The following is a 26,342-nucleotide window of genomic DNA, read 5'->3' as shown; positions in this document are numbered from 1 at the left end:
TCTCCAGGGGGCGCGCTTCGATCCCAACCCGGTGGACGCATGATCTCCTGGCGCGGCGCGGCCCACCATCCCCCATACAGGGGAGATGCCCGCCATCCCCCAACACCGGGGATACGCTTCAATAGATGGGGGATGGCGGCAAGCACGCCCACCCCAAAAACAATGTGACTGAAAAATGCGTGTGGTTGGAGAAACGTCCACGATCGGGCCGCATCTTTTCCTTGCAACGAAGGTCGTTCCGCCGCGTTTGCCGGTGGATCTGATCGTTCGTCCGCAACTCGTCGGTCTGGCTGAGCGCGCCGCGAGCAAACGTCTCACCGTGATCAAAGCGCCCGCCGGATTCGGCAAGACTTCGCTGGCGCTCATCTGGCTCGACCGGCTGCGCGCGAACGGTGCGCGGGTGGCCTGGTTGTCGCTCGACGCCGAGGACGACGAACCCGCACGCTTCGTAAATTACCTGGCGCATGCGTTGTGGCATGCCTGCGGCAATGTCGGCGCGGCGGCGATCAGCCTGACTGCCGACGCCGCATTCGTCCCTCTGCACGCCGTCGTTTCCACGCTGATCAACGAGCTTGTCGAAGTCGACGACGAGGTCGTCCTGTTTCTGGACGACTATCACGTGGTCACCCTTCAAGCGGTGCACGACGCGATGTCGTTCTTTATTGAAAAGGCACCGCAGAATGTGCATGTGGTTCTCTGCAGTCGCACAGAACCATCGCTGCCGCTCGCGAGGATGAGAGCAGGAGACGATCTGCTGGAAATCGATGCGTCGGCGTTACGTTTCGACTTCGACGAAACGAAGCGCTTCGTCGAACACGCATTGCCCGGCGTGCTGAACGCTTCCCGCATCGAGACGCTTTTTGCGAGCACAGAGGGCTGGGCTGCGGCGCTGCGCATCTCGATGTCCATGCTCTCGCGCAAGGAATGCCAAGGCGTTAAGGAGCCTGGTGCGCCGTCTGGCACGTCGCGGCCGTTCGCCGCCTATATCGAACACATGTTCGAGCGGCTGCCCGCCGAAATAGTCGGGTTCATGCTGCGCACGTCGATACTCGATCGATTGAGCGCGCCGCTCTGCGAGGCGGTAACGGGCCTGCGCACTAGCCAGCGCATGCTGGACGACATCGCCGAGGGGCAGATGCTGTTGCAAGCGCTCGACTGCGACGGAAAATGGTTCCGCTATCACCATCTGATGGGCGAGTACCTGCGAGCGAAGCTCGACGCACAGCACGCCGACGAGGTGGCGGAATTGCATTGCCGCGCGTCCGGGTGGTATGGCGGCCAGGAGCTGTGGACGGAGGCAGTCAAACATGCGATCGCCGCGGGCACCACGGATAACGCGATCCGTCTCATGGAACAGTGCGCGATGGCACTCGTCAAGAAAGGCGATCTGCTCACGCTGCTCGGTTTGCAGCGCCGCTTCCCCGTGGGTCTGGCCGGTGCACAGGTGAGGGTTACGCTGGCGATCGCCTGGGGAATGGCGCTCGCGTTGCGTTTCGACGAGGCGCTCGCGATGCTGGATACGGTCGAACGTGATATCCCGTCCCAGACCGGCGCCGAGCCCGAAGACATCCGGTGGGAATGCCAGGCGATCCGTTCGGTCGTCGCGGCACTGAAGGACGACCCTGAAGCGGCGCTCGCTATTGCCGAGCCATGCCTCGAGCGACCATCCGCCAATATCTGGACGACCAATGTGGCATCCAACGTCGTGCGCTTCGCGCACTGGAAGGCCGGCAACCTCGAAGCGCTTTACGCCACGCCGTGGATGTCCTATTCAATCGAAGAAAATCAACGCAACCTCTATTCTTCCGTCTACCGGCTGTGCCTGCTGGGACACGCGGAGATGCAACAGTTGCACTTCGAGCTTGCAGAACGGTATTTCACGGAATCGATGAAGCTGGCCGAACGCGAAGCCGGTCCCGATTCGATCTCGGTAGCACTATGCGCACCGATGATCGGACAGATCTGGTACGAACACGGCCGACTGGACGAGGCTGAAACGCTGGTTGCCGGACTGATGCCCGTTATCGACGTGGCGGTCTTGCTAGATAGCGTGTTGATCACCTATCGCGTCCTCATCCGCATCGCAGTCGCGCGTTCGGACATGAGGCAGGCGTATGCGTTGCTCGATCGCGCGCAGGCGTTGGCTTGCGCACGTGGATGGGAACGCATGACCGCCGCCGCCCTGGTCGAACGCATACGGCTCTATCTTGTGGAAGGCAGGACGGTCGAGGCGGCTGTGTGCGTCGCCCAACTCGATCAGGTGGCGCACTCCCATTCCCATTCTTCACGCTCCATCTCGCTCGAGATCGAGGATTATCGTGCACTAGGGGCGGCCTCTGTCGCCGCGGCTCAGCACCGGACCGAAGAGGCCACTGCGCTGTTGAGCACCGCGCTGCAGAGCACGGAACGACGACATGGAGATTTCCTCGCGATACGTTTGCGAACCATGCTTGCGCTCGTCTGGCTGGCAGCGAACGAACGCACCCGTGCGATCGAGGTCTTTAGCGAAGTCCTGAAGATCGCCGCGCCCGCAGGGGTGTACCAATCCATTCTCGATGTGGGCCCGGACATCGGCGACTTGCTGCACGCCGTTTACGACGACGCGCACAATACGGCGCAAACGAACGAGACGATCGCCTACGCCAATCATCTGCTCCATGGCTGGCGGACACTCTATCAGCCCGGCGGCAACCGTCAGCGCGACACGGAGCGCGGATCACTGAGCTCAAGGGAGCGCGAAATCGTCGACTTGATTGCGAGAGGACAGTCGAACAAGGAAATCGCAAATACGCTTGGAATTGGCGCTGAAACCGTCAAATCTCATATGAAGAGCATCTTCATGAAACTCGGCGTCGATAAGCGAGCTCAAGCCGTTGCACACGCGCGGGACCTCGGACTCGTGGGTCCATACTAGGCCGCGTGCCGAGGGGCCGCTCACGGTATGTGGACTAACGCACTTGCCGGGCTCAGCCAGGGACCATGCCGCCACGAACCGAGGAATTCCGGAACTGAGGTTGCGCCGCCTCAGTCCCGATACAGCTTCCTATTCAGAGTCCATCTGCTCGCCCCGAGCGAGACGTTCCATCCACATCACCACCATACCCGGATACCGCACCTTGCGCTGCGGTGTTCTGTGCCGCGACTTTCGCTTCAGCAGCCTGGATATTTTCCGGGTAATGAACCCAATCGCGTGGGTTGTAACCCGCTTTCTCGAGCTGTTCCAACTGGGCACGCACTTGCGCACGGGTCAGCGACGGACTTGACTGTGCGAACGATGCAAGAGGGACAACGGCAAGCGCCGCAACGAGAACAACCTTGGTGAACGACTTCATGACTTCGTACCTCTTAGATTGGTTGGTGGCAGGACCACACGGGTTTTCTGCCACGGCTGAAAACAGTCTAAGAGGGAGACGCACTTAGGGTAAGTACCAATTTTGCCAATTCACCGTTGCATCGGCGCACACAATCAAAAAAACGATCTCATCACTTTTGGTATTCCAACACAGAACCGATCGTGTCTTTTCCGCAGACCTCGATCTTGGTGCACAGCTACCCTTATCCTCAGAGGACGCCCTTCAGGCAATCTTCCGCGCGCCAGCCATGCAACCACGCCAACGCGTCGTAGAACTGCTCCTGCGTGCGGCCGACCCAAAGCGAGTTACGCACCAGACGCTCGACACCCTTCGCGTGATAGATGCGGCCCATTTCGCGCGCCGAATACAGCACGCGTGCCGTGCGCGGAATACGTGCGGTCTCGTACAGCTTGAACGCGGCTTCGAAATCGCCGTCGGTCGCGGCAACGGCCGCGCCGAGCGTGACCGCGTCTTCAAGCGCCTGGCAGGCGCCTTGGGCAAGGTACTGGGTCATCGGGTGCGCGGCGTCGCCGAGCACGGTGGCGCGCCCGTCGCTCCAGCGTTCCACGGGATCGCGGTCCGCCGTGGCCCAGCGCTTCCAGGAAGTCGGCCGGTCGAGCATCTGGTGCGGCAGCGGATGGATGCCCTCGAAGTACGACAGCACTTCCTGCTTGCTGCCTTCGCGCACGCCCCATTCCTCCTTTTCGCGGCTATGGAACGTGACGACGAGGTTGTACTGCCGGCCGCCGCGCAGCGGATAGTGCACAAGGTGACAATGCGGACCCGCCCACACGACAGGCGCATTGATTTGCAGATCCGTGGGCATGTTCTCGGCATCGACGACTGCGCGATACACGACATGTCCCGTCACGCGATGCTCGTCGCCAATCAACGCCTTGCGTATCGCTGACTTCACGCCGTCACAACCAATCACCGCGTCCGCGCTGTAGCGCTCGCTATGCTGATCGGTGACGGTCACACCGTCTGCATCCTGATCGAGAGTGCAGACCTGCGTGTTCGTGCGGAACTGGATCAGCGGATGATCCTTCACGGCTTCGAGAATCGACAGATGGATGTCCGCGCGATGAATCACCGCATACGGATTGCCGAAGCGCTCGCGATACGGCGCGCCGACGTCGACGCGCACGATTTCCTTCGCGTCGAGCGCGTCCATCAGGCTCAGATAGTCGGTGAACACGGCGCGGCCACGCGCCGCCTCGCCGACACCCAGCGCATCGAGCGCATTGAACGCGTTCGCGGCCAGCTGGATGCCCGCGCCTATCTCCTGGATTTCCGGAGCCTGCTCGAGCAGTTGCACGCGAATGCCCTGACGCGCCAGCACCAGCGCAGCGGCCAGGCCGCCAATTCCGCCGCCGATCACGAGCACGCGGCGCCCTTTGTCTGTCTCACTCATGACTGTCTCCCCATGATTGCCCCGCCATCAAGCAATGTAATCCGGCTGGCGCTGCGGCTGCGCAGCAGCAAATGCCGGGTGTTTCGACGCGTGTTCATACACAGCGAGGCAGCGCGGATAGGCGCTCAGATCGCAGTCCATGCGCAGCGCGTTGGCGATCTGCGGCACGAGGGACACGTCAGCGAGCGTCGGCTGCGCGCCGAAGCACCAAGGGCCTTCATTGCTGCGTTCAAGCATGCGCTCGGCACCGGCCATCCCTTCAGCAATCCAGTGTCGATACCACGCGGTCTTCTGCTGTGGCGTCACCTTGAGTTCCGTTTCCAGATAGCGCAGCACGCGTAGGTTGTTGACTGGATGAATGTCGCACGAAATCAGTGATGCGAATTCGAGCACGCGCGCACGCGCCACCGGTTCGAGCGGAATCAGGCGTGGCTCGGGATGCGTCCGGTCGAGATAGTCGATGATCGCGAGTGACTGGCCGAGTTTGAAATCGCCGTCGACGAGCGCCGGCACCGACGCCGACGGATTCACGTTCGCCACGTAGTCCGCCGCGCGATGTTCGCCGATGCGGATATTCACGGGCAACGTGTCGTACGCGAGACCTTTGAGCGCGAGTGCAATGCGCACACGGTACGAGGTCGAGCTGTTGAAGAAACTATGGAGTTGCACGAGTAGATCTCCGTCCAATGCAGATTACCTGTATCAGGCCACGCGTACCGTCACTTCGCCCAGACGCTCGACGCCTACTTTCATCGTGTCGCCCGACTTCACCGAGCCGACGCCTTCCGGCGTGCCCGTGAAAATCACATCGCCCGGTTCAAGGCGGAAGTACTTAGACAGGTCCGCAACGGTTTCGGCCACCGACCAGATCAGATGCGACACATCGCTCTTCTGCTTTGTCTCGCCGTTGACCGTCAGCCACAGGCCGCCACTTTCAAAGTGGCCGACCGCACTGGCGGGATGAATCGGGCCGATCGGCGCCGAACGGTCGAAGGCCTTGCCGATTTCCCACGGACGGCCCATCTCGCGCATCTTCATCTGCAGGTCGCGGCGCGTCATGTCGAGGCCAACCGCGTAGCCCCATACGTGATCGAGCGCCTGTTCGACGGCGATATCCGAGCCACCCTTGCCGATCACCGCGACGAGTTCGGCCTCGTAGTGGTAGTTCTGCGTCTGCGACGGATACGCGAGTTCTAGCGTCTCGCCATCAGCAACGGGCACGACGGCATCGGCGGGCTTGCAGAAGAAAAACGGCGGCTCACGATCGGGATCGAAGCCCATTTCACGTGCGTGCGCCGCGTAATTGCGGCCCACGCAATAGACGCGACGTACCGCGAATTGAGCATCGCTGCCAGCGACGGGAACGGCGATCGGAGCTTCGGGAGGAAATACAAAAGCCATGATGAATTCGACTCGGAGAAGAGGATTGAGCACGCGCCGCGCCGGCGGCGCGCGTAAGAAAATGCCAACGGTTAGCTGCGCTCTTCGCGTAGCAGATTCAGCGCGGCGAGCACCGGACGATCCGAATAGCTGAACAGCACGCTTTCCGCAGCCGCCGACAATTGCACGGGCGCCCACGACGGCGCGACGAACACGTCGTGAGGCTCGAAGGTGAATTCGTCATTGCCGATCTTCACGGCGCCCTTGCCTTCGACGACGCAGTACACGGTTGCATCGGTGCTGCGATATGTGCGGCCTTTGAAGCCCGCAGGCAGGTATTGCATGAAGGTCGCGATGGTCGGCATCGGCCAGCCGCCCGTCGCCGGATTCACGTAGCGCAGCTTCACGCCATCCCATTCGTCGAGTTCGCCGTTGCGCAACAGCGCGTCGAGCGCTTCGCGGCTGCGCTCATACGGGTAGCTGAAAATCGGCGAGGTGGGATCGGTCACGCGATGCCGCACGGGCGCCATGTTGTGGCCGAAGCGCGCAAAGCTGTCGCCTTCCGGGCGCGAAACCGGTTGCGTCGCCTCGGGATAGTTCTCGGCGAAACCCGCGTCCATCTGCGCGACGAGCGGAATGTCCAGGCCGTCGAGCCATACGACGGGTTCGCCGCCGTCTTCCACGGACGGATTGCCGTGGTCGTGCCACGTCCACGACGGCGTGATGATGAAGTCGCCCGGATGCATGGTCGTGCGTTCGCCGTTGACGGCTGTCCACGCGCCCTTGCCTTCGACGATAAAGCGCAGCGCCGATTGCGTATGCCGATGGCTCGGCGCGATTTCGCCCGGCAGGATCAACTGCAATCCGGCGTACAGGTTCGGCGTCATGCTCGACTTGCCGGGCAGGCCGGGATTTTCGAGCACCAGCACGCGACGCACGGCCTCTTCGGCGCTGATGACGGAACCGGCCTGCATCACGAGGTCGCGCACTTGCGCGTACTTCCAGATCGCAGGCTGGGCTTTCGGTTGCGGCGTCTTCGGCACGAGGTTGTGCAGCGATTCCCACAGCGGCGACATGCGCTGCCGCGCGATTTGCTCGTAATAGGCCGCGCGCGATGCGCCCGGAGCGTTGTTGGTCATTCGCGTCTCCTTTCGGTGTCTCGTGGGTCAGGCGCGTCGCGGGTCACGCGTCGCTCTTGTCGACCCTCCGCATTATTTATATGCGACAAAGCTATACTCGGTAAAATGGCAAAAACATCTAGCCCATATGGTTTCGGGTATATCTGCGCAACCGCAACGGGAATCTGACGAGAGGATTAGGCGATGGACTGGACTTACCGTCTTCGTCTGAGGCATCTGCAGGTGCTGCTGAGCCTCGCGAGCACAGGCAATCTGAGCCAGTCGGCGGCGGCGCTCAACACGACGCAGCCGGCCTTGTCGAAATGGATCAAGGAACTGGAGGAGGATGTCGGCCTGCCGCTATTCGAGCGGCACGCGCGCGGCTTGCGGCCTACGTCGTATGGCGAGGCGCTGATCGAACACGCGCGCCGCATAGAAGCGCGCCTCGACGTTGCGCGCGACGACATGCAGGCAATGCGTGAAGGCGGTAGCGGCCTCGTGAGCATCGGAACGTCGGGCGTATCGGCGGCCGATACAGTGCCCCTCGCCGTCTCCCGGCTTCTGGAGCGCATGCCTCGCGCGCAGGTGCGACTCGTCGAGAGCACGATGAACCAGCTGATGCCGCAGCTGGTGCGCGGCGAGCTGGATATCGTCGTCGGCCGGTCTGGCCAGCAGTACGACGATCCGCAGTTGCAGACGCAGACTCTTTACACGGAGCCGATCAACTTCGTCGCGGGACCGCAGCACCCGCTCACCCGCAAGTCGACGCTCACGTGGGAAGACGTGCTTGGTTTTTCATGGATCGTCTGGCCACAGGGAACACCGGTGCGAACGGCACTGGAAGCAGCGCTGACGGCCGAAGGACGCACGCTGCCAGATCATTGCGTGGAATCGAATTCCTCGATTCTCAACCTGACATTGCTGAACAACACGGAACTGGTAGGCGTCGCATCGCATCGGGCCGCGCTCCGATTCGAGCAGTTAAACGCCCTTCGTATTCTGCCTATCGAACTCGAAGGCTTCGGGTCGGTCTCGGTCTACTGGCACGCCGAGAACGTCAATCGCGCCGCGGTGGCCATGACACTGGAAAGCCTGCGCGCTTTCGCCGATCCGCATATGGAAGAATGGCACACCGCTTAAGGCCTTGGACGCCGGCCCACGTTCAATCCACGACCGTATCGCCTTGAGACTTCTGGGTGAGGTTCGTCTCGATCTGACGCATGACCTTCCAGAAAATGCGCATATCTTTTTGGGTGATCCCGTCGAATGATGACGAAATCATCTCAGTGAGCTCGGGCAGCATTTCATCGACAAGCCGCTTGCCCTCGTCCTGCAGATTGACGAAGTACTTTCTTCTGTCGTTTGGATCGCGGGTTCGTTGCACGAGGCCGCGTTTTTCAAGGTTATCCAGCGCCGGTACCGCGGTGGTCGAGGCAATGCCAACGCGCTTGCTGAGTTCCAGCTGGTTTAGTTCACCGCGTTCGGCCAGGACTCGAAGGTAGTACCAGTACGCGATCGCGAGATTCTCCCTGTCGAGAATCTTCTGTGCTTGCGCGTCGTAGAGCCTGTGTATCGTTCGCGCCATCCACGGCACAGTTCGGCCCCGATCATCAAACACGTTAGAGGGTTCTGTTGCTGCCGGTCGTACGGCAACGTCCATCGTTGCTTTGGCCGCAGTGGAATTTGACTTGGGCATTCGCTCATTCCTTGACATGGAGTCTTTGACTTTATTCACCCAAAACACATCATTCGATATAACTCTATCTCCAACGGAATCATCTTTTTAAAGATGATTCGTTTCGACAGAGATCATACAACAGATACCCGTCTGTTCATCTGTATCCGCGAATCCACTTATAGTGCGGGACCGGCACGCTGCTTTGTCGACGCTCACCGTCTGGCGAGGCCGCTGCCGTTAGTGGCCCCGCGCACAGGGTAACGGCATCAGGCTGTCAGGAAAGCAGCACGCCAATTCCACGCCGGAGTTGGCAACTGCTGCTCCGTGCAACCTCTAACCTTGCCGGCCTGGATCAGATCGCAAAGCTCTCGAGACTTGCCGGATGGAATAGCTCCCGAGCTTCCAGCCGGCGGCTCGACAGTCCCTCCGCATAATGACGGGCGAGAAAGCGGTCAACGACATGTTCATTGTCAGCAAAACCGTATGACCAGAAGTCGGTACCCATCAGCTTGCGAGCGGCACGCAACTGATCCTCAACGAACGGCAACGTAATCTTCGTGGCCGACGTATCGCTCAGCCGAGTCAAGGCAAGAGCCTTGGACTTCTCAAACGCCTTCATTACTGCGCCGGGCAGCCACGGGTGACGTTCCGCGAGCGTCTTCCTGATTCCGAGCGTGTGCATGATAGGGAAAAGCTTCGTGCGCGAATACCACTCGGCGGCGGTCTTGTGCGGATCGTCGAAAAGATACCTGACCTGCGGATGTCCACGGTCGAAGCAGGAAGGAGCGCGCGGCCCGATGACCGCGTCGATCTCCCCTTCTGCGAGCAGGTTCGAGATCGTCTGCCCTTCAGGAGCGTTCTCCAGTTTCACATCGTCAGGCAGATTCAACGAGATTTTCTCGACGCGTGTCGCATCCTCGTAGCCGCCGCGCACCCACGTCACGTCGGAAGCCTTCACGCCGTATTCTTCTTCGAGAAAGAGACGGACCCAGACGTTGGCGGTGAGTTGATACTCGGGCACGCCGATGCGCTTACCCTTCAGATCCTCAGGGCGGTTGATACCGCGGTCCGCACGCACATAAATCGAGGTGTGCCGAAACGCTCTCGACGGAAACACCGGGACAGCGATGTAGGGTGAAGTGCCCGCTGCGGTCTTCACCGAGTAACTGCTAAGCGAGAGTTCGCAGATATCGTAGTCCGCATGTCGGAAAGCACGGAAGAATATCTCTTCGGGATCCTGCAACATGAAAACCGGATCGACACCCTCGATCTGCACCTCGCCATCGACCAGCGGCCGAATCCGGTCGTAGTTGCCTACGGCGACGGAAAGCTGAAGCTTGCTCATTGCGTCTCCTGAACGTTACTGAAAATGCAACCTCTGCGGGTTGATGCGTCGTCTAGTGGCTCACGACTCCTGTCTCGCTCTTTCCGGTTGCGAGAGTGCCAACGCAGCGCAACCTTCATCGCGATCGACAATCGAGTCAATTCGTTTTATATCGCATGATCTTACAAGGAATTATGCGCGTCAAGAAGTTCTCAGGGCGAGACGACACGCGCGCCACATGAGACAGATATGACTTTGCCAGGGGATTCCCTGGAGTTTCTTGACATCATTCATTCCGAGACACATCATTCGATATAAATCGATTTCCAACCAGATCCAACAGAAACCCTTAAAGCAGGAAAACCGCCATGGACACCGCTACGACGGAGAACTGGGACCGCGAGGCCGACGTCATCATCATGGGAGCCGGCGCGGCTGGCATGACGGCGGCAATCGTGTCAAAGAACGAAGGGCTTGTGCCGCTCGTTCTGGAGAAGACCGACCAGGTCGGGGGCACCTCCGCCTGGTCGGTGGGCATGATGTGGTTCGTCGACAGCGCGCCTATGCAGGCGGCCGGCTTCAAAGACTCGTTCGACAAGGCGCGAAAATACTTTGCCGCCACGGTCGGGACCAGTGTCGACCGCTCATTGCAGGAAGCCTACATCTCGCAGGGCCGTGTCGCGCTCGATTACCTGTTGCGTCACTCCGAACTGGAAGTCATGGCGCTCGAGTATCCGGACTACAGTCCCGAACTTGAGGGCGGGATGTTCGGTCGCGCTCATGCCCCCCTCGAATTCGACGGGCGCAAGCTCGGCGCGCACTTCAAGGATCTACGTGCCCCGCTGCCGGCCTTCGCGCCATTCGGCGGGATGATGCTCGACCTCGTCGACCTGCTCCATTTCCTCTCCTTCACGCGCTCGGCGCGGTCGTTCTTCCATGTACTGAAGCGCTTTTTTCGCTATGGCGTGGACCGGCTGAACTATCATCGCGGCACCCGGCTCGTCGGTGGGAATGCATTGATAGGCCGCTTGTACAAAACAATGCTGGATCAGAACATCGACGTCTGGCTGCGCGCGTCCGCGACCCGGCTGATCATGGATGGCGGCAAAGTCACGGGCGCGGAAGTGGTGCGAGACGGTCGGACAATCCGCGTACGCGCTCGCCGCGGCGTCGTCATTGCGACGGGGGGCTACCCCGGCAACCAGGTCATGCGTCGGGAGCACTCGCGACAACCAACGGTAGAACTCGGACTTGGGCTGCCCAGCAACGTCGGCGAAGGCATTCATCTTGGCGAATCGGCCGGCGGTCGACTCGACCACAACGGTCAGGACACCGGCTTCTACGTCCCCATGTCGGTCTATTCGAACGACGCGGGTGGGAAGGAACTCTGGGGGCACTTCATGCTCGACCGTCCCAAGCCCGGCTTCGTTGCCGTAGGCAAGGACGGACACCGCTTCACGAATGAGGCGGCGTCGTATCATGCCTTCACGCAGGGCATGTTCAACGCAGGCGGAATCCCGGCCCACCTGATCGCAGATGCCACGGCGATCAAGAAGTACGGGATTGGCGTCATCTTGCCGGGCAGCTTGTCGTTGCGACGCTATGAGAAAGCGGGCTACCTGTTCAGCGGTCGCACGTTGCGTGAACTTGCCGGCAAGATCGGCGTCGACCCGAGCGGACTGGAACGCAGTGTCGAGCGCAACAATCGCTTTGCGAAAACCGGTATCGACGAGGACTTCGGGAAGGGATCATCTGCGTACAACATTTATAAGGGTGATCCGACACACTCGCCAAGTCCCTGTCTCGGCCCCATTGAAAAGGGGCCCTTCTACGCCGTCAAGCTGATGCCGGGCGACTTTGGAACGAGCCGCGGGCTCGTGACCGGATCTCACGGAGAAGTGCTCGACGACGATAGTCGCCCGATTCCCGGACTATATGCCTGCGGCAACGATATGAACTCGCCGGTAGGCGGTCACTACATCGGTGCCGGAATTACGCTCGGGCCCGCATTGACGTTTGGATATCTCGCCGCCATGGCGCTTGCCGAGAATGATCAGGCCGAGGGCATCAGCAAGTCGGAGTCCACTTCATCGCGTACGCAAGACGTCGGCCTTTCCTGATCAAATACCGCAAACCGCTGAATCGTCCATTCGATGAAGGCGCGTACTCCGCGCCCTCGTTTCGGCATCCAAACCTTCACTGTCTTTCAATTCGCTTGCGCGCTCGTCGTCCTTTGATTGGCGGTTTCCTTATATCGCCTGTCGTCGCCCCGTATGTATGCGCACAAGGAGTTCATCATGAAAGACAGTTTGCCCATTTACCGGCTCGAACCCCAAGACACCAGCGTCAAGCGCCTGGCGATGCTCGGGCGGCAAATCTTCGGCCTGCACGATGAGTTCCGGCTCAGCGAAACGCGCGACGGCAAAGTACTGCGCAACGCCCACCACGTCGTGGAAATTGCCAATGCCAGCGGCGCCGTGTGGGCCGCTGACGAGTCGCAGATGTGGCGACCATCGGTCAGCGCGGAACTGCCGGGCGATGACGACGCACTGTCGATAGCCAAAGACTTTCTGCATCGGGAAGGTTTGCTGCCTGCTTTGAAGGCGCCGTTTTCCTATGGCAAGCCGGTGATCGGCGGCACTCATTTCGCGTTACGCAAGGACGGCAAGCGGCAAAACCGGCGTCTTGACGTACAGGTGGTGTACCCAGTTATGGTCGACAAGATTCCCGTAGTCGGCGGTGGCAGCGATCTGACTGTGACGTTGGGACACAAAGGCAGCGTGATCGGCTTTAGCGGCGGCTGGCGCACAGTGGTGGCTGAATTCGACGCGAAAATGATCGCGCCGGACAAAGTGAAGGAACAATTTCACGGCCTCATGAGCCAGATGAAAATCGAATCCTTCGACATGTCGCTCGCCTATTACGCAGCGCCGTCGTTTACCGCGCAGGAATTCCTCTATCCGGTGTACGTGTGCCGCGCCACGGCCGTGTTCGGCAAACAACGCGTGCCGCTTCGGCAGGTCATGCTCGCCGCCACCGACTTCGGTCCACCGCTCACCTTCGGCGAGCCGCAAGCGAAACGGCCAAAGTCGGCCAGGCCCGCCACGGTGTCGAAGGAAAAAGCCAAGACCGAAGCTGCCGGCAAATTGCGCCGGTCGTTTGCCGCCGCAACCGTGACGCGGCCGTGGGAAGCCGGGACATCGTGGATCGGACAGAGCGGGGGTTTGGCGGGGAGCCAGGCCAACGCGCAAGGATTCGTCGACGAATGGGCGGCAGCAGGTTGGCACATCGATTTCAACTGGGGCGATGCCAACGCATGGGAATCGGATTGGCGTCGCAACGACGACACCTGGGTGGACAACGCCGACTTCGTGTTCTACACGGGGCACGCCAATATGAACGGCTGGGTGCTGTCCAAACCCGACGACGGATTCCTCGACTTCGCCGAAATCGGCGCCGGACCACAAACACCGGGCGACCTGTGGGGCCAAAGCGATCTCGAATGGGCGACGATTGCCGCCTGCGGCCCATTGCAGGACGACCTGCTCGCAAGTGGCGGCGGCGACGTGCTGGCCCGCTGGGATGGCGCGTTCGATGGCATGCACATCCTGATGGGCTACGGCGCGATCACCTTCGACAACACCGACGAAGGACGCAAACTCGCCCAGTACGCGAAGGGCGGCAGCACCATCATCGATTCGTGGTTCCGCACAGCCCGGGAGATTCAGCCGGCGACGAACGGCGCCGCCGCGCCCGATGGTCCGAACGTCTGGGTCGGCGCGATGTGGGTGGGCAAGGACGGAGTCGATCCCGTCAACGACCACGCGTGGGACTATGGCTCGGTCGCCAATGATCCGACCTCGCCGACGTGGCTCGCCGCGATGTGGACGACCTGCTGAGCGCAACACTCAGCCTCGTACTCCAACTGCTGTAGATGTGGGTCAAGCGGCACACGTCTGTGGCAGTTGGAGGCGTCGTCGATGAACCACTCTCCAACTGCGAACCTGCGCCGTTGAAATGAAAGCGGATCCGCCGTGTGCGCCGATACGGTTCCGCTTTGTATCGCAACGTATCTGCCGGGTTCACCGATACCCGCGCATACAAAAACCGCCCCTCCCGACACACGCGGGATACCTCCGCGCGCTCCAATACGTCCACCCTACATCGAATACCGCCTGCCAATCGCTCGTGAAATCGTGAAATCATGTTGCCATTGATGGGTAAGCCTGGCTTCATCGCCGATCGGAGACTTCATGTCAGACAACCTCCCTCCTCACTCGCCCTCTCGCCGCCGTTTTGTCAGCGTAGCAGCGGCGGCCGTTGCCGCCGGCTCATTGAGTCAGCTCGCGTTCGCGGAAACGAATCAAGCGATTACTGAAATTGCCCCGGCGACGGGCGGCGACAGGACCGCCATTCGCCGGCTCCGCGTGCATGTCCCGGAATCGCAACTCATCGACCTGCGCCGACGCATCAAGGCGACGAGATGGCCTGATCGGGAGACCGTCACGGATAACTCGCAAGGCGTGCCGCTCGCGATGATCCAGGAACTCGCGCGCCATTGGACAACCGACTACGATTGGCGCAAGTGCGAAGCGAAGCTCAACTCGCTGCCGAATTTCGTGACCGAGATCGACGGACTGGACATTCATTTCATTCACGTCCGCTCGAAACATGAGAATGCGATGCCGCTCATCGTCACGCATGGATGGCCAGGTTCGGTGATCGAGCAGTTCAAGATCATCGATCCGCTGACCAATCCAACCGCGTATGGCGCGAGTGCGTCCGACGCGTTTCATCTGATCATTCCGTCGTTGCCGGGCTACGGATTTTCAGGCAAGCCGACCACGACCGGTTGGGGCCCCGAGCGTACCGCGCGTGCATGGGTCGTCCTCATGAAGCGCCTCGGATACGAGAAATTTGCCGCGCAAGGCGGCGATCTCGGTGGTGTTGTCTGCAACGTAATGGGCAAGCAGGCGCCACCGGAATTGTTAGGCATCCACGTCAATTTCCCGGCGACTGTTCCACCGGAAATCACCAAGGCGCTTCAAGCCGGCGATCCGCCGCCAGCCAACCTCTCCGCCGACGAAAAGCACGCTTACGAACAACTGAGTTCCGCGGCCATGAAGCGACGCGCCTACGCATTGGAAATGGGCACACGCCCGCAAACGCTCTCTGGATTGTCGGACTCTCCCATTGGCCTCGCGAGCTGGCTTCTCGACCATGGCGACGGGTATGAGCAGCCGGCGGCGGCACTGACCTCGGCCGTGTTCGGGCACTCCGTCAACGGGGAATCGGCCGGCGAGCTGACGCGCAACGATGTACTCGACGACATCACCCTGTATTGGTTGACGAACACGGGGGTTTCCGCGGCGCGTTTCTATTGGGAGTCGCACTTCAACTTCCTGGCCGCCGCCGATGTATCCGTCCCCGCTGCCGTAAGCGTCTTTCCGCGCGAGAACTATCAGGCTCCGCGCAGTTGGACAGAGCGGGCGTATCACAACCTGATCTATTACAACCGGCTCGATAAAGGCGGCCACTTCGCGGCGTGGGAGCAACCGCAACTATTTGCCGAAGAGGTCCGCGCAGGGTTGAGGCCGCTGCGCACGTAAATGAGAAATTGCCGGACTCGGACGACTACCCGCAGCAAGCGACAACGGTCCGAGTTCGGCGTATCACGCGGCCGCATCGCGCTACGGCAGTTCACGCAGCATTCACATGCCGCCGAGCCTGTTCCTCGAGATAAAGCGCCACCTCTTCGGCCAACGCCTTAGCGACCTGCGGACGATGCGCCGTTCGCTTGTAATACGCGTCAACGGACGGCCACTCGGCAAGATCGACACCGCTATGCTGCGCCCAGTTCAGGACGGTGACGAGATAAGCGTCCCCAACCGTGAAATGCTCCATGAGAAACTCGCGCCCGCGTAGATGCGCTTCCAGCACACCGAGTCGGAGGTTGACTTTCTTGCGTGTGTAGGCCTGAACGTCGGCCGTCGCATGCGGATCGAGCAGCGGCACGAATACGGCTTTATGAAGCTCCGTGCTGATAAAACCCAGCCATTCCTGCAATTTCGCGCGTTCCGCGGTCCCCACTGCCGGCGCGAGCCGCGCTGCCGGAAATGCGTCGGCAACATACGGCAGGATCGCGGTGTTTTCCCTGAGCAGCCAACCCTCGTCGGTACGCAAGACAGGCACCTGACCTAACGGGTTGATCGGATAGAAATCGGAGCCGTCACGCAACTGCTTCGACTTCGTATCGACTTCGATGAACTGCGCGTCCGCATTGGCCTCGTAGAGCGCAATACGTGTCGCGAGCGAACAGGCGAGCGGCGAGAAGTAAAGCTCCATGCTGGCGTCTCCGGTTGTTGGATTGATTTTTGTACTATAGTGTATAAAAATCGACGCGGCTAGATAATTTTATGCACAACGGTACAAAAAGTGAGAAGCGTTCGCGCGGACGGCCTCGTGGCTACGATTCCGAGCAGGCGCTGCGCGACGCGCGGGACGCGTTCTGGCATGGCGGCTATTCCGGCACGTCGCTCGACGCGCTGAGCGACGCGACCGGCATGAACCGGCCGAGTCTATACGGCGCATTCGGCGATAAACACGCGCTCTATCTGAACACGCTGGATCAATACATCGAACTCGGGCGTCAGGGGATGGAAGCCGCGCTCGCCGGAGATCGCCCATTGGCGAAGGCCTTGCAGTCGGTGTACGACGCCGCGCTCGCCATGTACCTTCCTCCCGGCGAGGCGCCTCGCGGATGTTTCCTGATCGGTACGGCACTCGTGGAATCAAGAAACGATGGCGAAGTTCGCGACAAGCTCCTCGGCGGCCTGACTACCTACGATCGCGCATTCGAGCGGCGGCTGGAACGCGCCAAAGCAGAGGGCGAACTCAGTGCGGCTTCGGATCCGGCCATGCTGGCGAAAATCGCTTCGGCGATCCTTCACAGCATCGCGCTGCGCTCGCGTGCGGGCGACTCGAGCGATTCGTTGCGAGCGACCGCCGAGGCCGGCATCGCGTTGATCTGCGGCACGCGCGACGAGCTGCCAGCCGATCCGCAACCACGCGGGCGACGCAAAACGAAGTCCTAGACTTTTACCGAAAGCTAGAGGCCGTCGATCAAAGATCCAACGTCACGCCCGCATCGCCAGCAACCGGATGTGCCATGCAAACCAGTGCCGCGCCGGGTTCGATTTGCGCCTCGACTTCGCCGTCGTACTCGACCTTGCCCGACAACAGTCGCGTCGAACACGTCCCGCATACACCCGCTCGGCAACTGGACGGCGCGTCGATACCGTGCGCTTCGGCAAATTCGAGCAAGCTGCCGTCGCGCGGCAACCATTGAATCGTCCGCTCCGAACGCGCGAAAGTCACTTGCACAGCGCCGGTGTCTTGCGCCGAAGTCTCAACCGGTTTCGTCTCCGCGTTTACGACAACCGCACGCTTGACGGTCGCCGGACCGAAAGCCTCGAAACGAATCCGCTCATCCGCGACATTCAAGCCGCGGAGGCCCTCATACAGATCACGCATGAACGACTCGGGGCCGCACAGATAGAAGTCGTAGTCATCGAACGGAAGCACGCGCTTTAACGCGTCGATAGTCACACGCCCGGCCGACACGCCTTCGGCCAACCCATCGGCGGCGCTATCGAAAAGATGCAAGGACAGCGCCGCATTGCGCGCGGCAAGCTCTTTCAATTGCGCACTGAACGGACGTTCGCGATCGCTGCGCGCGCCGTGAAAGAAGAACAGCCGCTTCGCTCGCGCAACCTCACTGGGAGATGCTGCCAACGCATGCCGAAGCATCGCCATCATCGGCGTGATGCCGATGCCCGCCGAGATAAGGACGGCGGGCCGCGGGCTGTCTTCATCGAAAACGAACGCGCCGCGCGGCTTCATCGCTTCGATTTCCGTGCCGTCAATGAGGTGCTCATGCAGCCATGCCGAAGCCACGCCTTCGCGCTTCACGCTGATTCGATACCGCTGCGGATCGTGCGCATCGGAAAGCGTGTAGGTGCGCGACAAAGGCGTGGCGGAGTCCGACACCGGCACGCGGATCGGCAGAAACTGCCCCGGCTTGTACGGCGGCAACGGCACACCGTCGATCGATTCGAAATAGAAGGAGCGAACCGACGCTGTCTCGTCGACCACGGCCGCAACCTTCAATTTGTGCCAGGGCGAGGCAGCCACCGGCTTACGCACCGCGGCCGCAAACTGCGGCGCATACTCGACGTCGGACCAACGGAACGGCAACGCGCTCCGGCTGCGCCGCACTTCCTGCACGTGAAAACGCACGAGCCGTTGCGCGCCTTCGAACGCAGCCAGTTCCGCGCCGTCCCATACGATTTCAGCGCGCGCCGCGATATACAGCAGATCGCCGCTCGCAAAGTCGATGAACAGCAGTCCGGCGCGCGGATCGTGGATCAGGTTGCCGATCGTATTGAAGAAGTTGTTGCCGATAAAGTCGGGTGTCGTCAGCGTGTGCTCATCGTCGACTCGAACGAAGCCTGGCGCGCCACCGCGATGCGACACGTCGACGCCGCGGGCAAGGTCCGCATCTTCCGCAAGATTCGCGCTCGCGATGAAAAACGTATCCACCCGCGCCAGTAACGCGCGGTCGGCATCGCTGAGTTGGGTCGCTATTTCCGGCGGCGTGGCAGGTTCCGACGTACTCTGCTCCACCCAGGTCGGCGTACGGCTCTGGATGTACTTATTGCAGTTGCCGAAGCTCTGGCGAACGTCGAGCGTCAACGCGGCCCCGTCCACGGACCTCACGACGCCGTTAATCCGGTTGCGCCTGCGGGTCTGCGGCTGCAGCCCCAGGCCGCCGATCATCGAGCCCTCCCGCCAGCTATCCGCGAGCGGATCGCCGGGCAACACACCGCCCTCGATGCGCAACGTCTGCGCATCCGGCGACGACACGAAGCCCGGCATGCCGGCGCGCACCGTCGCCCACGGCTGCCCGTGTCCATCGACACCGCCGAACACCATGAACGGCTGCTCGCTGAAAAACTTGCGATGCTGATCCGGCATGTAGCGGCGAATCCCCCGGCGTCCGGACGCTTCCGCCATGCTTCTCACCCCGGCACGCTGCTGGGCGGCCAGTTCGGCCGCGTGAAACGGCGAGGCGTCGACGCCCCAGCCATTCAGTGGGATAAAGGTGGACATGACCGGACTCCGGTGTCGTGAAAGATCAGCCGCTCATTCGGCGAGCAGCCCCGCTTTTGTCGACGGCATCGCGATGAACCGCGGCAATGCCTCGACGCGGCGCAGCCACGCACGAATGTTCGGATACGGGTCGAGCGACACGCCGCCTTCCGGCGCGTGCGCAATGTAGGTGTGGGCGGCGATGTCGGCAATCGTCACCTGATTGCCCGCCGCGAACGGCTTGTGCGCCAGTTCGCCGTCGAGCACGTCGAACAGCTTGACGGCCAGCTTCTTCGCGGTGTCGTGATCGTGCGGCGCACCAAACACGGTGACGAGCCGCGCCGTGCACGGCCCATAGGCGATCTGGCCGGCCGCGAGCGACAGCCAGCGTTGCACCGCGGCCGCGCCGAGCGGGTCTTCCGGCAGCCACGAGGCGTCGCCGTAACGCTTCGCCAGATACACGAGAATGGCGTTCGAATCGAACAGCGTGATGTCGCCGTCCTGAATCGTCGGCACCTGTCCGAACGGGTTGAGCGCCAGATACGCCGGCTTGCGGTTCTCGCCGGCCTTCATGTCCAGTTCGACCACTTCGAACGGCAGATCGAGCAGGGTCAGAAACAGCTTCACCCGATGGCCGTGGCCGGAAAGCAGGGTCGTATGGAGGCGGATCGGCTGGGCGGGTCGGGCAACGGGCATGACGGGTTCCGGAAAACGTGAAGGAATGGATCGAGCATAATGCGCACGAGCCACCTTGCAGAAGCCTGATAATCCGGGAAACACAATCAATCGAAGATGGACAATCCACCATGGCCGACGTACGCGACGTAAACCTCAACCGCTTGGCGATCTTCGTCGCGGTCGTCGACGCGGGTTCGCTGACCGCCGCGGCAGCGCGTCTGGGTCTCGCCAAGACGATGGTCAGCACGAACATGCAGCGGCTCGAGGCCGAGGTGGGCGCAAGCCTGCTGGTGCGCACGACACGGCGGCTCGGTTTGACCGAAGCGGGCCGCGCATTCTACGACGCGAGCGTGAAGATCCTGCGCGCCACGGAAGACGCGCTGTCGGCGATCGGCGGCGAAACGGCGTCCGTGCGCGGCATGTTGCGCGTGAGCTCGCCGATCGATTACGGTTCGCTTGCCGTCGCGCCGGTGCTCGTCGAACTGCGCCGCACGCATCCGCAACTCAATGTCGAGTTGCTGTGCACCGACCGATATGTGGATCTCATCGCGGACGGCATCGACGTCGCGATTCGCCTCGGCCGGCTGGCCGATTCCAATTACCGCGCGGTGAAACTCGGCAGCTTCGTCAAGTGGGTCGTGGCGAGTCCGGATTTCGTCGAGATATGGGGACAGCCGCAGACGCCCGCCGAATTGTCGGCGATGCCCTTCTGCGCGTTGACGGTCCTGCCGCGTCCGCTGACGCTCGACTTGCAGCGCAACGGAGCTAAAGGCGATGGCGACGCCGAGACCGTGCGCTGTGAAAACGCGTTGCTCGTGAACACCGCCGACGCCTGCCGTGCGGCGACACTTGCCGGCGGCGGCTTCGGCCTGTTGACGGACTTCTCGATCGGCGGCGACATCGCCGCCGGGCGGTTGATTCGCCTACTGCCGGAATGGGCGACCGAGCCCGCCAGTATTCAGGCTATCTTTCCGCCCACCAGCCATCCTCCGCCAAAAGTGCGGGCGCTGATCGACACGTTCAAGAAGCAGCTCGAGCGCGCATCGTGACGGCGTGGATGGTGTCCCGTGACCCGGGACACCGCAAAATCTGAAAACCTTCGCCGCACGTCAGAACGAATGCCGCATGCCGATCCGCACGTCGGTCTGTGTGTTCGATGTGGACGGCGTAAAGCTGTAGCCGATCACCGCGTTTACGCCATCCGACGCGCGCAGGTAGTCGCCGGAGATATAGACGTCCGTACGCTTGGACAACAGGTAATGGAGCCCGAGCGAGCCCTGATTCCAGTGATTGCCTTCGAACCGCGTGTGCTGATAGCCGCCGTACAGCATCAACGCGGGCGTGAAGGTGTACGAGGCGCCCGCCTCATAGACCTGCATATGCGAGGTTTCGCCGAGACCCTTGATGGTCGTGTAGGTGAAGTCGCCGCTCAGCATGACGTTGCCGATCGTATAGGCGGCGCCGACCGCGAACGCCCCTTGCTTGTCGACCGGGAACGGCGACGAGCTATACAGGTCCGTCACCGCGCCGGTCGCCGGATCGACGGATACGGTCGGCTTGCCGAGGAACGTGCGCGTGCCGATCATCGCGTATGGGTCGAATGCATAGATGCCGTTCGGGTTGTTCAACTGCGTATAGGCCGCGCCCATGTTGAAGGCACTATGCTCGTAACGCGCGCCCACGCTCCACGCGCTCTTGTTGTGGAAGTCGCCCGCCGTATTGCCGAACGAATACATGCCGCCGAACGAGAAGCCCGCATAGTCGTTGGAGAGAAACTTGACCGAATTCGGCAGCCGGTCGCCGTTCATCCGGTCGAAGTCGCCTTGATGGATCGCGTAGCCGCTCGCCCATGCCGAGATGTTATAGAGGTAGACAAACTCTTCGGTCATGTCGAGTTGATTACCCAGCGAAAGCGTTCCCCAGTTGTTCTTCAAGCCGACATAAGCCTGGCGTCCGAACTCGGCGCCGCCGAATGCTAATTGCCCGTTGCCCAAGTGAAACCCCGATTCGAGCACGAACACGGCCTGCAAGCCGCCGCCGAGATCCTCGACGCCCTTGAAGCCGATCCGGTTGCCGTACGAAATACCGTCATCGAATTTGAACTGGTGAGCCCCGCCGGCATTGTTCACGTAGGTGATGCCGGCATCCAGAATGCCGTACAGGGTGGCGCTGCTTTGCGCATGGGCAGCCGTCGGCGCGCATACAGCGCTTGCCGCGATCGCGAGTCCCGAAAGGCTGACGGCATTTCTCTTCTTCATCTAATTCTCCCCTGCTCTTTGCCTGCTTATTTCGTTGGATAAAGCGATCCCTGCTGCGTGCTGTTGACCAGCGCGCGGCACTTCTCGCATGACGGGCAGTTCGAAACCGGCTGAGACCGAGTGAAACGGATTGGAGCTATCTACGATGCATGCAGTGACCAATCATGTCCGCATCGCCGGATCAAGAATACGAGTCCAGATTGACGAGGATTCGACCGGATGCGACATAATTCTGTCGCACGGCGACCTCATCGTTAGGAATGCGGCTGTTATTTCACGCCGAGTGCGGTTTGCACGGCTTGCAGGCCATTGGCGCCGCTGGCTGTGTTCACGCCGTCGAGCCACGACTTCAACAATTCGGGGTGACGCTTGAGCGCTTCTGTCGCCGCTGCATCCACGCCAGTCTTCTTTTCCAGTACTTCGGTGATCACGCCGTTTTCCAGATCGACGTTGAAGGTGAGTTGCCTGAACAGGCGGCCGATATTCGGGCACTGCGCCGCATAGCCACTGCGCGCAACCGTATTGACCGTGGCGCCGCCGTAATTAGGCCCGAAGTACTTGTCTCCCCCATCGAGGTACGTGAGCTTGAACTTCGTGTTCATCAAATGCGGCTCCCACGCAAGAAAGACAATCCACTTCTTCTCGCGCACCGCGCGCTCCACTTGCGTAAGCATGCCGGTCTCGCTCGATTCGACGAGCTTCCAGTTACCGAGTCCGAACGCCTTGTCGTCGACCATCTTCTTGATGTTCTGATTGGCCGGCGCCCCAGGCTCGATGCCATAAATCTTGCTGTCGAACTTATCGGCATTCTTCGCCAGATCAGCGAACGAATGGATGCCGGCAGCGGCCACATAGTCAGGTACGGCGAGCGTGAACTTGGCGTTGCTCAGATTCGGGTGCACGACCTCGATCGACTTTTCCTCTTCAAATGGTTTGACGACCGGCGCTTGCGCCGGCATCCAGTTGCCGAGGAATACGTCGATCTGCCCTTTCTTCAGGCCTTGATACGTGATCGGCACCGACAGGTTCGCGACGTTCTGTTTGTAGCCGAGCGCCTTCAACAGCACGCCGGTCATCGCATTGGTCGCGTCGATGTCGGTCCATCCCGGCCCCGCCATGTTGACCTGCGCGCACGACTGTGGCTCGGCGGCCGACGCGAAAGTGGCTGCCGCGCACAGCAGCGCAACGCCGGTTACCGCCTGTTTGAAGAGCTTTTTCATTATGTCGGCTTCCTGTTCGTGGGGTGGATGGGGTCGTTAGCAGCGTGAGGATCAACGGGCGACGGCGGGAAAACGCGCCATTGCTTCGAGCGTATCGAGATCGATGTGATTGCGCATATAGCGCTGGCTCGCATCGACGAGCGGCTGCCAGTCCCATGACGCGACCGTGCCTTGCGTCGTGGAAGCAAAATGAAAATGGCGGCGCCGCTGGCTTTGCAGCACTTCGTTGTGCAACGCGGCGAGGTCCCAGCGTTGCGCGATTTCCTCACGAAATGCCGCGACCTGTGATGCATATTCACTGCGCGCGGCAAGGTTCTCGCGTTCGAGCGGATCAGCCGCCACGTCGTAGAGTTGATCGGGATCGGCCGACGTATGAATGAACTTGAAGCGCCCACGCCGCAACATCACAATCGGCGCAATCGCGCCCTCAGCCAGATATTCGCCGATGGCTTCGTCATGGCCGCCTTGAGTCCCCAGCAGATGCGGCACGAGGCTTTGTCCATCGAGCGAATCGGGCCACGCAGCCGGTTGTTCGCCGCGCGCCAGTTCGACCAGCGTCGGCACCAGATCGAGATGCGAGACGGATGCCTGCACGCGATGTGGGTCGAATTGCTGCGGTGCGTGCACGATCAGCGGAACGCGACAACCGCCTTCGAAGAAAGTCATTTTGTACCAAAGGCCGCGCTCGCCGAGCATCTCGCCATGATCGGACGTCACGACGATCACGGTGTCTTTCGCGAGCCCGGCTTGGTCGAGCGCTTCGAGGATCGCGCCGAACTGGTCGTCGACGTAGGAGATCGCGCCGTAGTAGGCGCGGCGCGCATTGCGGATTTGTTGATCGGTGGGCGGCGTGCGATCGGTTTCGCAGACATGGCGCAAGCGCTTCGAGTGCAGGTCGGCGTCTTCGAACGAATCGCGAAACGCGGGCATGTCGATATCTTCGTCGCGATATATGTCCCAGTACTTTTGCGGAATCGCGTACGGGTCGTGCGGGTGCGTCAGCGAGGCGACCATGCAGAATGGCCGCGCGTCTTTGCCCGCATGACGTTCGCGCGCGATGTCGAAGAGTTTCTGACGGGTGGTGAACGTGACCTCGTCGTCGAAGTCGAGTTGATTAGTGCGCACGCATGGGCCCGCGTCGATCACGGAACTCATGTTGTGATACCACGTGGGACGCGCTTCGAAGTTGTCCCAGTCGGGGGTCCAACCGAAGTCGGCGGGATAGATGTCGGTGGTGAGCCGTTCCTCGAACCCGTGCAACTGATCGGCGCCGCAGAAATGCATCTTGCCGGAGAGAATCGTGCGATATCCTTCGGCCCGAAGATAATGCGCGAAGGTCAGCGTCTGCGACGGAAATTCCGCTGCATTGTCATAGGCGCCGATCGCGGAAGGCAGCTTGCCCGACAAAAAGGAGAACCGCGAAGGCGCACACAGTGGACTCGCGCAATAGGCCGATTCGAACACCACGCCCTGTTTCGCGAGGCGATCGAGATTGGGCGTTTTCGTCAGACGGTGTCCGTAAGCGGCGAGCGCGAACGGCGTCATTTGGTCGGCCATCAGAATGAGAATATTCTTCCTGGTGTCAAGCATTGGTGCGTGCCTCGAATAGAATCGCAAGTGTTGGTGCAAATGTCGTGATGGATGCAACTGCGAGCGGCTGCCAGCGTGCCGAGCCCGCCATGTGCACCACTATTGCCGTCCAATTCGCCGCTGTGAAGACGGCAATTCGTTATGTGCCTATAAGAGGGTGTTATGTCGAGACAGGATCGCTTGCCGCCGATGCAGGCGTTGACGGTGTTCGAATCCGCCGCGCGTCTGGCCAGCTTCACGGCGGCCGCGCGCGAGCTGGGTTCGACGCAGCCCGCGGTGAGTCAACGCGTCGTGCAACTCGAGGAAGCGCTGGGCGCACCGCTCTTCGAGCGCGGCCATCGCGGCGTCACGCTCACGGAAGACGGCGAGCGGCTCTTCGAAGCGGTGCGCCACGCGCTGGATACGATTCGCCTCGCCACCAGTGAAATCCGCGCGCGGCGCACGCCGCAAACGCTCACGCTCTCCACCGACTTCGGCTTTGCCACCTATTGGCTGATGCCGCGTCTATCGCAGTTCAAGGCGCTGATGCCGGACGTCGACGTGAAGATCATCACCTCGCAGAACGTGTTCGATCCTTCGCACGATAAGGCGGATATCGCCATTGCGTTCGGCGACGAACACGCGGACTGGACCGCGCGCGGCGTGGTCAAGCTGTTTCCCGAGCGCGTCACGCCGGTGTGCAGCCCCGCCTTTCTCGCGGCGCATCCGTCGTTGCGCACGCCGTCCGATCTGCTGAACCTGCCGCTGCTGCATCTCGAGCCGACCCAGCCGGCGCGCTGGCTGTCGTGGGCCGACTGGTTTGCCGCGCACGAACTGGATGCGCCCGCCGCGCATCGCGGCATCACGTTCAACAGTTTTGCGCTCGTGGCCCATGCGGCGATCATGGGTCAGGGCGTCGCACTGGGCTGGGCGCCATTGATCGACGAACTGCTTGCCACCGGGCAACTGGTCGAACTGTTCGACCCGCCGGTCGTCACCGAGCGCGGCTATCTGCTCGTCACGCAGCGCGCGGCGACACCCGTGGTCGGCGCCTTTCGCCATTGGCTGCTCGGCGAATGCGGGCTCGACGCCGAATGAACGCCTGCGCGCCAGCCTGACGCTCCCGTTCCAGCGCGACGGCGGTTAGCTTCTATCCGCGCGCCCGCCTGATTTGCTCTACTGCGAAGATGCATGCCGCGC

Annotated in this window: 21 protein-coding genes; 8 read left to right on the top strand and 13 right to left on the bottom strand. The window is 61.3% G+C overall.

The window, feature by feature from the left end; translation table 11 throughout:
* Positions 1–175: 175 nt before the first annotated feature.
* Positions 176–2,914: a winged helix-turn-helix domain-containing protein gene (locus P0D80_RS29045; protein WP_408288690.1), complete on the top strand. Its 2,739-nt coding sequence runs from the start codon at positions 176–178 to the stop codon at positions 2,912–2,914.
* A 133-nt stretch (positions 2,915–3,047) separates the two neighbouring features.
* Here the strand turns inward: P0D80_RS29045 and P0D80_RS29040 are convergent, their stop codons facing one another.
* The 5 genes from P0D80_RS29040 to gtdA all read right to left on the bottom strand — a co-directional run bounded on the left by P0D80_RS29040 (position 3,048) and on the right by gtdA (position 7,286).
* Positions 3,048–3,332 (bottom strand): DUF4148 domain-containing protein, encoded by a 285-nt coding sequence (locus tag P0D80_RS29040; RefSeq protein ID WP_408179181.1) that lies wholly within the window; start codon positions 3,330–3,332, stop codon positions 3,048–3,050.
* Between the two features lie 229 nt (positions 3,333–3,561).
* Positions 3,562–4,767, bottom strand: a complete 1,206-nt coding sequence (locus P0D80_RS29035) for a 3-hydroxybenzoate 6-monooxygenase (RefSeq protein ID WP_408288686.1) — start codon at positions 4,765–4,767, stop codon at positions 3,562–3,564.
* A 27-nt stretch (positions 4,768–4,794) separates the two neighbouring features.
* Positions 4,795–5,436: a maleylacetoacetate isomerase gene (gene maiA, locus P0D80_RS29030; RefSeq protein ID WP_132379286.1), complete on the bottom strand. Its 642-nt coding sequence runs from the start codon at positions 5,434–5,436 to the stop codon at positions 4,795–4,797.
* A 33-nt stretch (positions 5,437–5,469) separates the two neighbouring features.
* Positions 5,470–6,168, bottom strand: a complete 699-nt coding sequence (locus P0D80_RS29025) for a fumarylacetoacetate hydrolase family protein (RefSeq protein ID WP_408179179.1) — start codon at positions 6,166–6,168, stop codon at positions 5,470–5,472.
* 71 nt (positions 6,169–6,239) lie between these two features.
* Positions 6,240–7,286 carry a gentisate 1,2-dioxygenase gene (gene gtdA / locus P0D80_RS29020; protein ID WP_408288682.1) on the bottom strand — a complete coding sequence of 349 codons (1,047 nt, stop codon included), beginning with the start codon at positions 7,284–7,286 and terminating at the stop codon, positions 6,240–6,242.
* A 183-nt stretch (positions 7,287–7,469) separates the two neighbouring features.
* On the opposite strand from gtdA, the gene P0D80_RS29015 reads away from it, so the two are divergent.
* A complete protein-coding gene (locus tag P0D80_RS29015; RefSeq protein WP_408288679.1) occupies positions 7,470–8,405 on the top strand; it encodes a LysR family transcriptional regulator in 936 nt (311 codons plus the stop codon).
* A 22-nt stretch (positions 8,406–8,427) separates the two neighbouring features.
* Here P0D80_RS29015 and P0D80_RS29010 read toward each other — a convergent pair whose 3' ends face one another.
* Together P0D80_RS29010 and P0D80_RS29005 are read right to left on the bottom strand one after the other, a co-directional pair.
* Positions 8,428–8,961: a MarR family winged helix-turn-helix transcriptional regulator gene (locus P0D80_RS29010; RefSeq protein WP_408179176.1), complete on the bottom strand. Its 534-nt coding sequence runs from the start codon at positions 8,959–8,961 to the stop codon at positions 8,428–8,430.
* A 334-nt stretch (positions 8,962–9,295) separates the two neighbouring features.
* Entirely contained in the window at positions 9,296–10,288 is a 993-nt protein-coding gene (locus P0D80_RS29005; protein WP_408288675.1) for an ABC transporter substrate-binding protein, read from the bottom strand.
* A 347-nt stretch (positions 10,289–10,635) separates the two neighbouring features.
* On the opposite strand from P0D80_RS29005, the gene P0D80_RS29000 reads away from it, so the two are divergent.
* The 3 genes from P0D80_RS29000 (at position 10,636) to P0D80_RS28990 (ending at position 15,876) form a co-directional block, all read left to right on the top strand.
* The gene (locus tag P0D80_RS29000) at positions 10,636–12,387 is read left to right on the top strand and encodes an FAD-binding protein (protein ID WP_408288672.1); all 1,752 of its coding nucleotides are present in this window, start codon (positions 10,636–10,638) and stop codon (positions 12,385–12,387) included.
* 177 nt (positions 12,388–12,564) lie between these two features.
* Positions 12,565–14,166 (top strand): DUF6345 domain-containing protein, encoded by a 1,602-nt coding sequence (locus P0D80_RS28995; protein ID WP_408288669.1) that lies wholly within the window; start codon positions 12,565–12,567, stop codon positions 14,164–14,166.
* Between the two features lie 354 nt (positions 14,167–14,520).
* The gene (locus P0D80_RS28990) at positions 14,521–15,876 is read left to right on the top strand and encodes an epoxide hydrolase family protein (RefSeq protein WP_408288666.1); all 1,356 of its coding nucleotides are present in this window, start codon (positions 14,521–14,523) and stop codon (positions 15,874–15,876) included.
* A 91-nt stretch (positions 15,877–15,967) separates the two neighbouring features.
* On the opposite strand, the gene P0D80_RS28985 is transcribed toward P0D80_RS28990, so the two are convergent.
* Positions 15,968–16,612 (bottom strand): glutathione binding-like protein, encoded by a 645-nt coding sequence (locus P0D80_RS28985; protein WP_408288664.1) that lies wholly within the window; start codon positions 16,610–16,612, stop codon positions 15,968–15,970.
* Between the two features lie 71 nt (positions 16,613–16,683).
* Between P0D80_RS28985 and P0D80_RS28980 the strand changes: the two genes are divergently transcribed.
* Complete coding sequence (locus P0D80_RS28980; RefSeq protein ID WP_408288661.1) at positions 16,684–17,361, top strand: TetR/AcrR family transcriptional regulator; 678 nt, start codon at positions 16,684–16,686, stop codon at positions 17,359–17,361.
* A 28-nt stretch (positions 17,362–17,389) separates the two neighbouring features.
* Here the strand turns inward: P0D80_RS28980 and P0D80_RS28975 are convergent, their stop codons facing one another.
* Both P0D80_RS28975 and P0D80_RS28970 read right to left on the bottom strand, forming a co-directional pair.
* On the bottom strand, positions 17,390–19,438 hold the full coding sequence (locus P0D80_RS28975) for a 2Fe-2S iron-sulfur cluster-binding protein (protein ID WP_408288658.1): 2,049 nt from the start codon (positions 19,436–19,438) through the stop codon (positions 17,390–17,392).
* A gap of 33 nt (positions 19,439–19,471) precedes the next feature.
* On the bottom strand, positions 19,472–20,113 hold the full coding sequence (locus P0D80_RS28970) for a glutathione S-transferase family protein (RefSeq protein ID WP_408288655.1): 642 nt from the start codon (positions 20,111–20,113) through the stop codon (positions 19,472–19,474).
* 110 nt (positions 20,114–20,223) lie between these two features.
* Here P0D80_RS28970 and P0D80_RS28965 point away from each other — a divergent pair, with 110 nt between their 5' ends.
* A complete protein-coding gene (locus P0D80_RS28965) occupies positions 20,224–21,144 on the top strand; it encodes a LysR family transcriptional regulator (RefSeq protein ID WP_408288652.1) in 921 nt (306 codons plus the stop codon).
* A gap of 60 nt (positions 21,145–21,204) precedes the next feature.
* On the opposite strand, the gene P0D80_RS28960 is transcribed toward P0D80_RS28965, so the two are convergent.
* From P0D80_RS28960 to betC, 3 genes are all read right to left on the bottom strand, one after another.
* Positions 21,205–22,353, bottom strand: a complete 1,149-nt coding sequence (locus P0D80_RS28960; protein ID WP_408288649.1) for a porin — start codon at positions 22,351–22,353, stop codon at positions 21,205–21,207.
* A 269-nt stretch (positions 22,354–22,622) separates the two neighbouring features.
* Positions 22,623–23,573: a choline ABC transporter substrate-binding protein gene (locus P0D80_RS28955; protein ID WP_408288646.1), complete on the bottom strand. Its 951-nt coding sequence runs from the start codon at positions 23,571–23,573 to the stop codon at positions 22,623–22,625.
* Positions 23,574–23,624: 51 nt separating this feature from the next.
* Entirely contained in the window at positions 23,625–25,163 is a 1,539-nt protein-coding gene (betC, locus tag P0D80_RS28950; RefSeq protein ID WP_408288643.1) for a choline-sulfatase, read from the bottom strand.
* A gap of 162 nt (positions 25,164–25,325) precedes the next feature.
* On the opposite strand from betC, the gene P0D80_RS28945 reads away from it, so the two are divergent.
* A complete protein-coding gene (locus P0D80_RS28945; RefSeq protein ID WP_408288640.1) occupies positions 25,326–26,240 on the top strand; it encodes a choline sulfate utilization transcriptional regulator in 915 nt (304 codons plus the stop codon).
* Positions 26,241–26,342 lie beyond the last annotated feature (102 nt).

Origin of the sequence: Paraburkholderia sp. RL17-373-BIF-A (assembly GCF_046030175.1) — a bacterium.
GTDB lineage: Bacteria > Pseudomonadota > Gammaproteobacteria > Burkholderiales > Burkholderiaceae > Paraburkholderia.
This window is presented reverse-complemented; position numbering and strand designations above follow the sequence as displayed.